Source organism: Myroides odoratimimus (assembly GCF_004337635.1).
GTDB classification, from domain to species: Bacteria; Bacteroidota; Bacteroidia; order Flavobacteriales; family Flavobacteriaceae; genus Flavobacterium; species Flavobacterium odoratimimum.
This window is the reverse complement of record NZ_CP037427.1, coordinates 2,831,344-2,844,161: the sequence shown is the minus strand read 5'-3', so window position 1 is coordinate 2,844,161 and position 12,818 is coordinate 2,831,344. Positions and strand designations below refer to the sequence as shown.

The window sequence follows — 12,818 nt, the reverse complement described above, 5'->3', positions numbered from 1 at the left end:
TAAACTCATTTCTAATTTATTAGTCTTAATTGGGTTATTTATTAACTGTTGTAGCATCAGCACTTTATCCTTAATTACAAAGGCATCTTTTACAACTCTTATGATATGTTCTTTTGGGAACAACAATTCATCAGAAGCTCCCTCCCTATATCCTTATTTTGATAGCTATATTCACCACCACCCCACCTTCACACTACATACAAGAAGAATACCCAGAGTACAAAAGGAGCATCCTTCGACAAAAGCCTCATTTAGCCCACTAAAGTCCTAGTATTGTCCTACAACTGTCCAAGGATCTCAGAAGAAGCCCCGATTTTACTAGGGTTAAGAGCTATATACTACTGAGTACAACAACACCTCATTTCAAAACAAGCATCTAATTATCAATTAGTTAAGTAAAAACAGGTTTAAAAAAAAGTATACACTTTTTTGCTTTTCAAGCCTTAATTCACTGAAATTGGAAGAAAATGCGGTAAAAAGAAGGGGATTTTAGGGGATAAATAAGATTTTTTGATGATAAATAGATGCTTTTTTGAAAAAAAGAAAGTGTTTTTTTTGATAAGAGTTGATAGATTTTTTAATTGGAGTTAAATGGATATACTGAACGGTGATATATCACGGATTAAAAATCCGCGAGAACGAGAACGTAGTGATTGCCTGATATACGTACCTAAAGCCTGAAAGGCTAAGATTCGTAATTATTAATTTGAAATTCGTAATTCCCTAAGGAGGATGGGATCTTTCGTTGCACTCAAGAAGACATACTGAACATATATATCACGAATTAAAAATCCACGATAACGCGAACGTAGTGATTGCGTGATATACGTACCTAAAGTCCGAAGGACTAAAATTCGTAATTATTAATTTGAAATTCGTAATTCACTAAGGGAGATGGGATCTTTCGTTACACTCAAGAAGACATATTAAATCGTTATATCTCACGGATTAAAACTTTAAATCCGCGATAACACGAACGTAGCGATTGCATGATATGTATACCGATAGGACGTATATACATACCTCATGGCGAAGCCAAACATTCTTAATTTTTAATTCCTAATTCTTAATTGTTTAAAAAAGAAGAGGAGAGCAATGCTCTCCTCTTCTTTTTTAAACTTATACTCTTCCTTTTAAAGCGTTAAAAACCCATGCTATTGCAAAGAAACCGATTCCTACAGCTGTGAATCCCCACCCTGCGATTTCGGAATATTTAAATGCTCCTAGACAGATTAATAAGATACCCATCATAATCATAATCAACGTAGCATATCCTAGAATCTTATTCTTGTTTAAATTGTTCGGCATTATTTATTTATTTTAATTAAATATTTTGATTAACATCTCCTTAAGCAGTTCTCCTTGTGGCATCGCCTGAGCTCCTACTCCCTTACTTTTAAGGTCTACATCCTTTAGATGTGCAATGATACTACTAACTTGCTTCATCTTATAAATTCTAAAACCCGTTTCGTAGTCTTTTATTGCGTATTGACTCACTTTTAATTGTTTCATCACGTTAGATGGTGATTTATCTTTCAACCCGTGGTATAACAAAAGTTTAGAAAAATAAGAATAAACAAGCCCCATTGTCAATACGATTGGGTTATTCTTTGGATTCTGTGCAAAGTAATTTGCAATTTTATACGCTTTGAGCTGATTGCGGTCTACAATAGCTTTAATCAATTCAAAATTATTAAAATCTTTACTTATTCCGATGTTCTTTTCTACTACTTCTGCTGTGATTTGTACTCCTTTTGGTACAATTAAAGCCAATTTATCTATCTCATTTGCTATTTTAGACAAATCTGTTCCTAAGAACTCTACTAACATTGCAGAAGCTTTAGGATCTATACTATACCCTTTTGCAGTAAGTAATTTCTTAAGCCAAGCTTCTATCTGATACTCTTTTAACTTCTTACTTTCAAATATGATACCAGACTTCTCTATCGCCTTGTAAATCTTCTTTCTTTTGTCTAATGTTTTGTACTTATAGCAGAATACTAATACGGTAGAAGGTTGTACTTGTGCAGCATAAGATTCTAATTGGTCTATAGAACGTGCTAACTCTTGAGCTTCTTTAACTATGACAACTTGCTTTTCTGCCATTAAAGGGAATCGCTTTGCATTAGAAACAATGTCTTGAACAGTGACATCTCGCCCATATAATACCATTTGATTAAATCCCTTCTCTTCTTCTGTCAATAGATTATCTTCAATATACTCAGAGATTTTATCAATATAATACGGTTCTTCCCCCATCAAAAAATATATAGGAGCAGCATTCCCTGCCTTTATATTCTTTATTATGTCCTTTACTTGATCCAAAATATTAGTTTTAAATATTGCTCAATACCAGTAGAAAAAAAATATCTTTGCTTTATGCAAAGACTGAATTTCCCACCGTTTGATTTTCGTTTCAAAAATAGTGAAAATAAGCTATCTATTTTTGATGTTATCCGTAAAAAGTTTATTCAGCTTACTCCTGAGGAATGGGTAAGACAGCATGTAGTACATGATTTGATCTATACTAAAGGTTATCCTCTTTCCCTCATCAGTGTAGAGAAAGTAGTGAGAATTAATGGAATGACCAAACGATATGATGTGGTAATTTTTAGACCTAATGGTGAAATCTTTATGCTCATAGAGTGTAAAGCGCCTGAGATAAAAATTACTCAAACAACATTTGATCAGATTGCTCGTTATAATTTTCAATTAAGATCAACCTATCTGTATGTCACCAATGGGCTAAATCATTACTACTGTCAAATGGATTATGAGAATAGTAAATATGTGTTCTTAAGAGAATTGCCGAATTATAATGAGGAATTAGGAATGAAGGATTAGTTAATAGAACAGTGTTGCAAAACTATAACGGCTCAAAGTCGGGAGACTTTGCGCAGCGAGAGGAATTAGGAAGGAAGAATTAGTTAACAGTGAACGGTTGACAGTTTACAGTCTTACAAAACTATAATAGCTCAAAGTCGGGAGACTTTGCGCAGCGAGAGGAATTAGGAAGGAAGAATTAGTTAACAGTGAACGGTTGACAGTTTACAGTCTTACAAAACTATAATAGCTCAAAGTCGGGAGACTTTGCGCAGCGAGGCACAGATTAATCAAATCCGCGCTAACAGATAACATATACTAAACGACATCACAAAAAAACGATTTCACACAAAAGAAAAACAAAACAAAATGAATAAAAAGTTTGCCGTAGCTATTTTAAATTGGAATGGAGAACAGCTGTTAAGACAGTTTCTTCCTTCTGTACTGAAGTATTCGGACAAAGCTAATATATACGTTATCGATAATGCTTCTACTGATCAGTCTATAACTGTTCTAGAACAAGAGTTCCCTTCTGTTCATATTATACAGAATAAGCAAAACTATGGTTTTGCTCAAGGATATAATGAAGGGTTAAAAGATATAAAAGAGCCTTACTTAGTACTGTTGAATTCAGATATCGAAGTAACCGAAAATTGGTTAGACTCGGTAGAAGAAATATTTGATAAACAACCTCGAGTGGCTATTGTACAGCCTAAAATTCTTGACTATAAACGAAAAACGCACTTTGAGTATGCAGGTGCTGCAGGTGGCTTTATAGATTCGTACGGATTCCCATTCTGTAGAGGGCGCATCTTCGATACCATAGAAGAAGATAAAGGACAATACAACGATATTATAGATATATTCTGGGCATCAGGTGCTTGCTTTTTTATTCGTAATGAAGTTTACCAAAAACTAGGTGGGCTCGATGAAGACTACTTTGCTCATCAAGAAGAAATAGACTTATGCTGGCGAGCACATCATCTAGGACATAAGATTAAATACACGGGGTATTCTACTGTGTATCACGTTGGTGGAGCAACTTTAAAGTATCAGAGTCCAAAGAAGACTTATCTTAACTTTAGGAACTCTCTACTTACTTTGTATAAAAATCTACCTTCTAAAGGCAAGTTTTCTACTATCTTTTTGAGATTGTGCTTAGATGGCATCGCAGGGGTAAGGTATATGCTTATGTTACAACCTAAACATTGTTTTGCAATTGTTCGTTCTCACTTTGCATTTTACAAACGTATTCCTATCTTCAAAAAAAAGGTATCAAAATCTCCTGTAAAAGAGTATTATCGAACTAAATCAATTGTTAAATTATATTATATTCAAAAACGTAAGACTTATATTAGAATATTCTAATTAAAATAGTTTAGGCTTTTCTTTCTATATTGCCATCTATTTGCTATATTTGACAAAACAATTCAATCATTTTTTAATTATGAAAAAAGTAGTTTTAGGATTATCTGTTTTAGCCTTGACATTAGGTTCTTGTGGTACAAAACAGAAAATTGCAGACTTAGAAGCTAAAAACAAAGAAGTACAAGATTTATTAAATACATGTACTATAAAACTAAACTCTGCTTTAGCTGAGAGAAATGCTTTCTCTAACGAGATCGAGCATTTGAAAAAGAACAACTCTGACTTATTAAGCAATATGGGTAACATGACTATGTTAACTTCTAAAGGTGCTGAAAACTTAGAGAAAACTTTGGAGAGCATGAAAGAGAAAGATCTTAAGATCACTCGTCTTCAAGATGCAATCACGAAGAAAGACTCTGTTACTTTAGCTTTAGTAAGAAGTGTGAAGAAAGAAGTTGGTTTCGATGATCCAGATATCCAAGTTAACGTAGAAAAAGGTGTAGTATACATCTCTATCGCTGACAAATTATTATTCAAAACAGCTGGTTATGAAGTAAGTTCTGAGGCTAAACGTGTATTAGCTAAAGTAGCTGCTATCGCTAAGAGCAAACCAGACTTTGAAGTAATGGTAGAAGGACATACAGATAACGTATCTATCAAAAACGCAATGATGAGAGACAACTGGGATCTAAGTGTTAAACGTGCGGTATCTATCGTTCAAGTTTTACAAAATGACTTCCAATTAAACCCTTCTCAATTAGTTGCTTCAGGACGTGGAGAGTATGTGCCATTAGTAGAAAACGATACTCCTGAGAACAAAGCTAGAAACAGAAGAACTAGAATCGTTTTACTTCCTAAGATTGATCAATTCTACGATATGATCGAGAAAGAAATGAAAAATATGACTAAATAATTTTAGCTATTAAAATAAAGAAAAAGGGCTGTCTTTTAAATAAGACAGCCCTTTTTTAATTACGAATTTAAATTGGTTTTCGGTTTACAGTAATCAGTTTACGACATTGCCCTGCGGGCATAATGTACTTAGATGATATGATACACTATGTATTGATATAATCATCTAAAACGATTTCACACTTTCACAAAAAACAAAAAACCTATTTAAGATAGTCTCTCAATACATATTGTAGAATACCATCATTTTTATAATACTCTATTTCAATTAAAGAATCAAAACGAGCTTTGGCCTGGAAAGAAAGAGTTTCTCCATTCTCTTTTACAGCCTTTACCTCTAGTATTTTGTGTGGTACTAAATCTTGTTCGATTCCTGTGATAGTGAATGTCTCTTTTCCAGTTAAACCTAAAGATTCAGCTGTTTGGCCTTCTAAGAATTGTAATGGAGCTATTCCCATACCAATTAAGTTACTTCTATGAATACGCTCAAAGCTTTCTGCAATAACAGCTTTTACTCCTAATAGATAAGTTCCTTTTGCTGCCCAGTCACGAGAAGATCCACTTCCGTATTCTTTACCAGCTAAGATTATTAAAGGAGTCTTGTCTTCTTGATACTTCATCGCTGTATCAAATACAGAAAGAGATTCATTCGTAGGTAAATAAGTACTATATCCTCCTTCGCGTTGTGCTACTTTATTCTTAATACGCACATTGGCAAAGGTACCTCTCATCATCACTTCATGGTTACCACGTCTAGATCCATATGAGTTAAAATCTTTTGGCTCTACTCCTTGTGACAGTAAATATTTACCTGCTGCAGAACTCTCATTAAAAGCTCCTGCAGGCGAAATATGGTCTGTAGTCACTGAATCTCCTAAATACAACAATACCCTAGCATTGTGTACATCTACAATTGGCTTAGGTTGAGCTGGTAAGTTCTCGAAGAATGGCGCTTGTCTGATATAAGTAGAGGGTTGATCCCACTCAAACTTCTGACCTGTTGGCGCTTGTAAGTTCTTCCAATCTTGCTCACCTTCAAAAATCACACTGTATACTTGTTCAAAATCTTCTTGTTTCAATGATTCATTAATTACTGCTCTAATCTCTTCATGCGTAGGCCATATATCTTTTAGATACACTGGCTGTCCATTAGGATCATAGTCTAAAGGATCATTAATTAAATCAATATCTACTCTACCTACAAGTGCATAAGCAACAACTAACATCGGAGACATTAGGAAGTTCATTTTTACTTGTGGGTGTACCCTAGCCTCGAAGTTTCTATTCCCTGATAATACAGATGCTACAACTAAATCGCCTTTAGTCACTGCCTCTGCTACAGGTAATGGAAGAGGTCCACTGTTACCAATACATGAAGTACATCCGTATCCTACTGTATGGAAGCGAAGTGCCTCTAGGTCTTCTAATAAACCTGAACGCTGTAAATACTGAGTCACAACCTTAGACCCTGGTGCTAAACTTGTTTTAACCCATGACTTCGTTCTCAGACCTTTCTCGATAGCTTTACGAGCTACTAGTCCTGCTCCAATCATCACTTCTGGATTAGACGTATTCGTACAACTCGTAATAGCAGCGATAACGATACTTCCGTCTCCTATTACATACTCTTTGTTCTTCTGTTTAATACGAACTGTACGCAGACTATCTTTAACAACTTCTGTAGTAGGATTAGTGACTTTATTCTCTTCGTAAGCAAACTCAGTACCAGAACCACCTTCTGATAGCCAAGCGTGCTCTCTACGCTCTTTAGTCTCTGTATAAGTACGATTATACTCTTGCTCTAATAAAGTAGAGAATGATGTCGCTAAATCTTTTACTAATATTTTGTCTTGTGGACGTTTAGGTCCAGATACTGTAGGTTCTAATGTATTTAGATCTAACTCAATCACAGTAGTATACTCAATGCTCTCTTTCCCTGTTCTCCATAGCATATTGTTTTTACAATAGTCTTCTACCAGCTTGATCTGCTCTTCGCTTCTATTCGTAGCACGCATATAATCTAAAGTACGGTTATCAATAGGGAAATAAGTAACTGTACATCCAAACTCTGGTGACATATTAGATATAGTCGCTCTATCAGTCACAGATAGATTATCTAAGCCATCGCCAAATACTTCTACGAATTTACCTACTACTCCTACTTGACGCAATATCTTCGTAATAGATAATACCATATCAGTAGCGGTAGCACCTTGTGGTATTTTACCCGTTAATTTTAATCCGATGACCTCTGGACAGGTAAAGTAAATTGGTTGTCCAAGCATAGCTGCTTCAGCTTCAATACCTCCTACTCCCCAAGCAATAACTCCAATCCCGTTTACCATCGGTGTATGTGAATCTGTACCTACTAGAGTATCTGGGAAAGCCCAACCATCTCTTTCGATAACACCTTTAGCTAAGTACTCTAAATTTACCTGGTGACAAATACCCATTCCTGGAGGAACTACTGTGAAGTTATTTAGCTCCTGCTGAGCCCATTTTAACAACTCATAGCGTTCAGAATTACGCTCATACTCTTTTTCTACATTTCCCTTATAAGAGTAGTCTGTTCCGTAATAATCTACCTGAACAGAGTGGTCAATAACCAAATCTACAGGAATTGCTGGGTTAATCTTATTTCCGTCCTTTCCCTGTCTGATGAACTCATCCCTCAAAGACGCAATATCTACAACAGCTGGCACTCCTGTGAAATCTTGCATTAAAACACGTGCTGGTTTAAAGGGGATATCTTTATCGGTACCCTTTGGATCCCAGTTAACTAGAGTGTCTAAATGTTCGTCAGTCACTACATAACCATCGTGGTTACGCAAAACATTCTCCAATAAAATTCGTATCGAAAACGGCAATCTTTCGATATTGTTACCCTTGTCTTGTAACTCTTTTAATGATGCAATTCTATACTTTGTCATAATTGTTAGTTTATAAAGGTTAAGTTACTGAAAACAAACTAGATTAGCTATTAAAAATTTATTAAAAATCCGCTAACATTATAACATATCCAACTTATAAACAGCAAAATAGGACTTCTTTAAAAATTATTATATTGGCAATTTGACTCTTATTTTTTTAGAAAACATAGACTTTTTTAATAGACTCCTATTACCTACAAATGAACAATACTATGTTTTTAATCAACAAGGTATCGCTATATCCTAATAACAGTTAATATTTCCCAAAAAAACTCCAGTAAACTGCTACAATTCATTCATTCAGTATTTTGCTAAATATCAAAACTAACTCCTAAAACATTACTCTATTCTCATCATCATGCTCTTTTCATTTTTATTTCATATAATACTTTTATCATAAACTAATTTTATTGTATATATCCTATATTCTCATTTTAATTTTATTTTTTTGATAATTTATTCGCAAATTATCGTACATTTAATAACACCAACAACTTGTATAATGAAAGCAATTGACAAAAATTTTGTAGACTTTGATATAATAGGAGATATTCATGGACATAGTAATGATTTAAAGCATTTATTATCTGCTTTAGGTTATTCTAACAAGAAAGGTTATTACCAACATCCTGAACGAAAAGTACTATTCGTAGGAGATTATATAGACAGAGGAATTAATATTATAGAAGTATTAGATATCGTAAAAAAGATGGTGGACAATGGAGAAGCTATTGCGTTGATGGGAAATCATGAGTATAACGCAATCTGCTATAACACACTTTCTACTAACGGAGAATACCTTAGAGAGCATACACCTAAAAACTTTAATCAACATGCTGTGACCATGGCTGCGTTTATGCAAGTGCCTAATATGTACAAAATGTATATAGAGTGGTTTAAATCTCTGCCTTTATTTTATGAGAATGATTCGTTTAGAGCTGTTCACGCATGTTGGGATGATCAACATATCAATTATTTAAGAAACAGATTAGTCAACGACTGTATTACGAATGATCTGTTAGAAGAAGCGAATACAGAAGGAACAGAATTATATAATGCTGTAGAAACTACATTAAAAGGAAAAGAAGCTAAGATGCCTTCAGGCATAACTTTCATTGATAAAGATCGTATACTGCGCACTGAGTTTAGAACTAAATGGTGGGAAGACCCTAAAGAAATGACTTATAACTCTATCAGTGTACATCCTATACAAGAGCTTCCTAATACTCCATTCGAATTTGAAAGTGAAAACTTTTATCAAATTATAGAGAAACCAGTGTTCTTTGGTCATTACTGGATGAAGCACAAAGTAGGCACTAGACCTAGTATCATAAAAGACAATGTATGTTGTGTTGATTTTAGCGTTGCTAAGGGGGATGGAATACTTGTATGCTACAGATATAGTGGGGAAGACAAGTTGGACTCTAAGCAACTCGTCTTTGTAAAATAACGTCAAACTCTCTCTCCAAATCTATGATTAACTATTTAAAACTTTTTCTAAAAAGAAAAAACAACAAAGAAATAGACAATACGTCATTAGATTTTTTGACTTTACAAAATTGTGATAACGCTGTTTTTATACTTGATAATCACTTAATAAGCAAAAACAAAATATCTTATTACAATTGTAACCAGAATATCGATGACATACAGGTATTATATTTTACTTGCATCAACAATAAACCTTTGCTGTTTATAGCAGGAAAGCACAATAGTCATATCCCTACATCATCAGTAAACTTTCTTCCTACTTTTCTACATCTTGCAGAAAAACTAGGTTTTAACCCTGTTCTACTAACAATATTTGAGGAAACTTTTAGCTGTGACAGAAATATGTTTGTATGGGCAAGAAAGAACCCTAGTAACTGTAAAGTACTAGAACAAGGTAAATATGCTGATACAATACTACAAGGATATGAATTACAGAATCAAGCAAAAACCTTTGTGTCATGGGAAACTCCTTATGAAGATGTAATTGCTTTAGACGAAGTTTTAGTCACGCAACCTTCTAATGAAGATGATTTAATTAAATATATATTCAAGGTTCCTGTAAGAATAGGTAATCTTGTTTTAAATGATTTTAGCTTCTATGATTGTCATCGAAAAAATATTCCAGTAAGTAACTACTTTTCTTACTGTGAATACAAACAGGCTATTAATAAGCCTTATGCTTTCTTAAAAAATGCTTTATTAGAAAACAAGAGTCTAACTAATGCTTCTATTGATACAGAAGAAGATAAAACTGTAATATTTAGCACAAAAGTAAAAACAGAGCAACTAGAGTTTTATTTCTCTAATGCTTATCCTGTGGAGCTAGATGCCGCTAATAACAAAGTGTTTTTCTTAATTACTAATTTAAAAGAATACTTAAATACTGTAATTTATCCAGAGTATATCCTTAAACTATCTATAGTCAATTGTACAACACTATCAGGCGATATAACACTGGATATACAAACCTATAAAGAAACAGCACACATCTATAGAGTACCAACTTTTATACAAGAAATCTCTCAAAATAAACCCTTTATTTGGATAGATGATAATAATGATGAAATAGGCTTCTCTGATGATCGCTATGCTCATATAATACCTCTAGCAGAGGTCAAATATATGTGTATAGAAACCATAGAGCATAGTGATGGTTCTATAGATTCTAAACTTAGTATTCGCCCTAATGGAAGTAATATGGAAATTATAAACATCTTTACTTCTAAAAGTGTAGATTTGAGCAAATTTAAAGAACAAATAAAAAGAGATATCCCTGTACCTATACAGTGTCCTCTAGATGATTATTTATAATAAAGAATTATGTGGAAATACTATGCTTTACTATCTGCTGTATTTGCAGCTTTAACTGCAATATTGTCTAAAGTAGGGGTAAAAGGAATTAATGGCAATCTAGCGACAGCTATACGCACCAGTGTAGTCTTAGTATTAGCTTGGGGAATAGTGATTGCAAATAGCGATTTTAAAGGAATGAAAGAATTGAGCAAATCTAATCTTATCTTCTTAATCGCTTCAGGAATTGCAACTGGACTATCATGGATATTTTATTTCAAAGCTCTAGAGTCGGGTCCTGTATCTAAAGTAGCTCCGATAGATAAGCTGAGTATTGTATTTGTGATGATTATCTCTTTTATCTTCTTAAAAGAGCCTATGGATCTAAAAACTATTATTGGTGGATGTCTTATTGTAGGAGGTACACTAGTCTTAATCTTATAAAGACTTTCTTTGGGTTCTAAAATTAACTCAAAGAAAGTTCTTCTATAGCTTCAATACCTGTTCGTTTACACACAATTCTAAATCGCTTATAATCTACTATATTTTCATACTTTATTTGTGCTATGAAGTTAAGATAATAGATCTTATCTGCTAATATTCTTTCTGGCTCCCCTATTAAATCATTTTGATCTAAAGTATACACTGTCACATAAGGGTTATTCATTCTTTGGGTAAGTCGAGTTAGATTAAAATGAATGATGTCGTTAATTCCGTCAAAAGCATATGTACTTTCTTTAATCACTTTTTTATTATCTAAGTGTACTTTCTTTCTGTACAACATAATCTTCTCGTTGTGAATCTTATTCTCTATTTCTAATAAGGCTGAACGATCACGCAAATTAAGCACTTCTTCAGGCACTTTTTCTTCTGCTATAAAGTCTACAGATTCCTTTATCCATCCTATCTTCTGATCCTTTACACTAATATTCGTTTTATTATCAAAATACTTCCCTCCTAACTTTCCAATAAAGTAATAACGCATTAGCTCCTTAATTCTATCTTTCAACATATAACTAATAACTAATGCTACAAATAAAGGCATCGTAAAGTTGCCATATTTCTGTTGAAAAGAGAAAGCAATAATAGTAGCAAAAATCATAGATAAACCTGCTGCTAAACTATAATAAATCTGTTGTGCAATCACGCCATCTTCGTCTTTTCGTTTATTCGAAATTAGAGCTAAATCAGATTCTATATACTTATCTAACATCGTATGTCTATACACCACCTTCTGGTTATTCTCTCTATCCCCTTTCTTAATATCTAGATAGTTGTGTATTTTCATATACTCTTTTTCTCGTGTTATCAATCCGATTAGATGTTGACGCACTTTCTCTGACAAATTGTACTGTTCTCCCTCTAATAGCTCTAAAAAACCGAAAACTTGATGTACTATAGCATAAGATAAATATTCATCTGCAAAATCATAATAGTTTCTTGTCTCACTTCCTTCTTCTACTCCTACCAACAATTCTCTCAAACCTCTAAATTGAATAGAGATATTCTCTACTGCAGAAGCAAACTCAAGGCATCTTACTTCTAAATCATCAGTTTGATAGCATTTTTTAATCTCTGTCAAATGATTTCGGATGGCACTTCTAAAGATAGCCATAAACATCTTCAACTGAAACTCATACTCCATTAATAACTCAGATGAATCTTCTTCTGATTGCAACACATCATTTAAGGCTGAACGCAAATTATTCAATGGAACTGCTCCGTTATCAACAATCTCTTTTAGAAGGTAAATAGGGGTAATAAATCTAACTTTAGACTTAACATCTGAATAAAACTGATCTTTAGTATATGTAGATGCATTAATGTCTAGGCTATTAGGAATAAAAAACCAGGTATTAATATCAAACTCAGCTGTCTGACCTATCTTTTTTGTTTTAAAACCAACCTTTACCTCTATCGAGTAAGCATCATGAATACTTGTTTCTATGTCTATCATACCTTAAACCTGGAATATCTATGTGAAGATATTAAATAATTCTGAGG

General features: G+C 33.5%; 10 protein-coding genes. 6 read left to right on the top strand and 4 right to left on the bottom strand.

The annotated features are described in order from the left end of the window. Positions 1-1,119 precede the first annotated feature (1,119 nt). Positions 1,120-1,308, bottom strand: a complete 189-nt coding sequence (locus E0Z07_RS12830; RefSeq protein ID WP_006259008.1) for a CAL67264 family membrane protein — start codon at positions 1,306-1,308, stop codon at positions 1,120-1,122. A 12-nt stretch (positions 1,309-1,320) separates the two neighbouring features. Further along, the gene (gene holA / locus E0Z07_RS12825; protein WP_006261083.1) at positions 1,321-2,325 is read right to left on the bottom strand and encodes a DNA polymerase III subunit delta; all 1,005 of its coding nucleotides are present in this window, start codon (positions 2,323-2,325) and stop codon (positions 1,321-1,323) included. A 54-nt stretch (positions 2,326-2,379) separates the two neighbouring features. Here holA and E0Z07_RS12820 point away from each other — a divergent pair, with 54 nt between their 5' ends. The 3 genes from E0Z07_RS12820 (at position 2,380) to E0Z07_RS12810 (ending at position 5,104) form a co-directional block, all read left to right on the top strand. Next, positions 2,380-2,844, top strand: a complete 465-nt coding sequence (locus E0Z07_RS12820; protein WP_006263474.1) for a type I restriction enzyme HsdR N-terminal domain-containing protein — start codon at positions 2,380-2,382, stop codon at positions 2,842-2,844. Positions 2,845-3,192: 348 nt separating this feature from the next. Further along, positions 3,193-4,191 carry a glycosyltransferase family 2 protein gene (locus tag E0Z07_RS12815; RefSeq protein WP_006261081.1) on the top strand — a complete coding sequence of 333 codons (999 nt, stop codon included), beginning with the start codon at positions 3,193-3,195 and terminating at the stop codon, positions 4,189-4,191. Between the two features lie 79 nt (positions 4,192-4,270). Next, positions 4,271-5,104, top strand: a complete 834-nt coding sequence (locus E0Z07_RS12810) for an OmpA/MotB family protein (protein ID WP_006259013.1) — start codon at positions 4,271-4,273, stop codon at positions 5,102-5,104. A 202-nt stretch (positions 5,105-5,306) separates the two neighbouring features. Here E0Z07_RS12810 and acnA read toward each other — a convergent pair whose 3' ends face one another. Next, entirely contained in the window at positions 5,307-8,033 is a 2,727-nt protein-coding gene (gene acnA, locus E0Z07_RS12805; protein WP_006265191.1) for an aconitate hydratase AcnA, read from the bottom strand. A gap of 502 nt (positions 8,034-8,535) precedes the next feature. Between acnA and E0Z07_RS12800 the strand changes: the two genes are divergently transcribed. Genes E0Z07_RS12800 through E0Z07_RS12790 form a run of 3 tightly spaced genes read left to right on the top strand, consistent with a single transcriptional unit; the run spans position 8,536 to position 11,258 of the window. Next, entirely contained in the window at positions 8,536-9,483 is a 948-nt protein-coding gene (locus E0Z07_RS12800) for a metallophosphoesterase (protein WP_058699567.1), read from the top strand. A 23-nt stretch (positions 9,484-9,506) separates the two neighbouring features. Beyond that, positions 9,507-10,835 carry a hypothetical protein gene (locus tag E0Z07_RS12795; RefSeq protein WP_058699566.1) on the top strand — a complete coding sequence of 443 codons (1,329 nt, stop codon included), beginning with the start codon at positions 9,507-9,509 and terminating at the stop codon, positions 10,833-10,835. Between the two features lie 9 nt (positions 10,836-10,844). Then, positions 10,845-11,258 (top strand): EamA family transporter, encoded by a 414-nt coding sequence (locus E0Z07_RS12790; RefSeq protein WP_006259017.1) that lies wholly within the window; start codon positions 10,845-10,847, stop codon positions 11,256-11,258. 22 nt (positions 11,259-11,280) lie between these two features. Here the strand turns inward: E0Z07_RS12790 and E0Z07_RS12785 are convergent, their stop codons facing one another. Continuing rightward, positions 11,281-12,771 carry a hypothetical protein gene (locus E0Z07_RS12785; RefSeq protein WP_058699565.1) on the bottom strand — a complete coding sequence of 497 codons (1,491 nt, stop codon included), beginning with the start codon at positions 12,769-12,771 and terminating at the stop codon, positions 11,281-11,283. Between the last annotated feature and the right edge of the window lie 47 nt (positions 12,772-12,818).

Coding starts and splice junctions, on each gene's coding strand:
- E0Z07_RS12795 (WP_058699566.1), top strand. CDS start 9,507: ATGATTAACTATTTAAAACTTTTTCTAAAAAGAAAAAACAACAAAGAA.
- E0Z07_RS12820 (WP_006263474.1), top strand. CDS start 2,380: ATGCAAAGACTGAATTTCCCACCGTTTGATTTTCGTTTCAAAAATAGT.
- acnA (WP_006265191.1), bottom strand. CDS start 8,033: ATGACAAAGTATAGAATTGCATCATTAAAAGAGTTACAAGACAAGGGT.
- E0Z07_RS12785 (WP_058699565.1), bottom strand. CDS start 12,771: ATGATAGACATAGAAACAAGTATTCATGATGCTTACTCGATAGAGGTA.
- E0Z07_RS12790 (WP_006259017.1), top strand. CDS start 10,845: ATGTGGAAATACTATGCTTTACTATCTGCTGTATTTGCAGCTTTAACT.
- E0Z07_RS12810 (WP_006259013.1), top strand. CDS start 4,271: ATGAAAAAAGTAGTTTTAGGATTATCTGTTTTAGCCTTGACATTAGGT.
- E0Z07_RS12830 (WP_006259008.1), bottom strand. CDS start 1,308: ATGCCGAACAATTTAAACAAGAATAAGATTCTAGGATATGCTACGTTG.
- E0Z07_RS12815 (WP_006261081.1), top strand. CDS start 3,193: ATGAATAAAAAGTTTGCCGTAGCTATTTTAAATTGGAATGGAGAACAG.
- E0Z07_RS12800 (WP_058699567.1), top strand. CDS start 8,536: ATGAAAGCAATTGACAAAAATTTTGTAGACTTTGATATAATAGGAGAT.